The organism is Bartonella sp. LB28NMGDW, from assembly GCF_042194435.1.
Lineage (GTDB): Bacteria > Pseudomonadota > Alphaproteobacteria > Rhizobiales > Rhizobiaceae > Bartonella > Bartonella grahamii.
In genome coordinates this window covers 1-878 of record NZ_JBHIMX010000115.1, presented here as the reverse complement: position 1 = coordinate 878, position 878 = coordinate 1, and the positions used below count along the sequence as shown (strand labels likewise).

Here is an 878-nt window from a genome sequence, read left to right as displayed (position 1 = left end):
GTTGTTTCAGCGAGCCAATTGCGTAAACTAGAACGAAAACCATGGGGGCAGGCTTCAATTTTATTTTTTCTCATATATGTAGCCATACATTTCTCAGCGAGGGGACCACGACCTCTAGCAGAAAAAAAGAAATCATTACGAGAGAGCAAGCGCGCTTGTTTTAGAATTTCTAATGCTTCTGTTGATAGAGGCACGCGAAATTCTGTTGTAGCATCACGCCTTCCTTTCATATTCTCAGCAGGAATGGTCCATATATCCTCCTCAACTTGATCTTTATGAATATGACGTAAAGGATTGGTACGAACGCCTGTCAGAATAAGCAAACGCAAAGCCAGTTGTGTTATGGTTGATGCTTCACAGAGTGTTTTATAAAAAGCCGGCACCTCTTTCCAATCCATGGCTGGTAAATTTTGGACTTTATGGCGTTGTTTACCTAAGAGCGCGCGTGCTTTTTCTGTTGCTTGTAAATCAACATCCAATCCTAATGCAGCCGCATGTTTAAGACAAAGGTTGAGACGAATAAGAGCTCTATTAGCTGTTCCAGCTTTTGTATGCCAAATAGGGGCAAGCGTATTGCGTATCTCTGTTTGTGTAATCTCAGAAACGGGAAGACAGCCTAGTTTAGGGAGAATATGAAGGCGTAATGGTAAAAACCAATCCCCATCTTTACCATCATTTTTTAATTCAGCTTTACGACTTTCAAAAGCATCTAGTGCAATATCTTTTAAATAATGGAGATTACTTATTGCCTCACGCTTTTGTTTTTCACGTTCTTTAATAGGGTCACGCCCTTCACGAAGAACAGAACGCCACCCAGTTGCCAATTCACGAGCTTGTTTTAAAGAAACATCTCTCAAGGCACCCAAGCCCATTTCACG

The 878-nt window shown here is 41.3% G+C and carries 1 protein-coding gene; it reads right to left on the bottom strand.

What is annotated here, in order from left to right; genetic code table 11:
• Positions 1-878, bottom strand: an 878-nt coding sequence (locus ACFIKG_RS09515; protein WP_375652224.1) for a tyrosine-type recombinase/integrase, incomplete at both ends; no start/stop codon positions are given.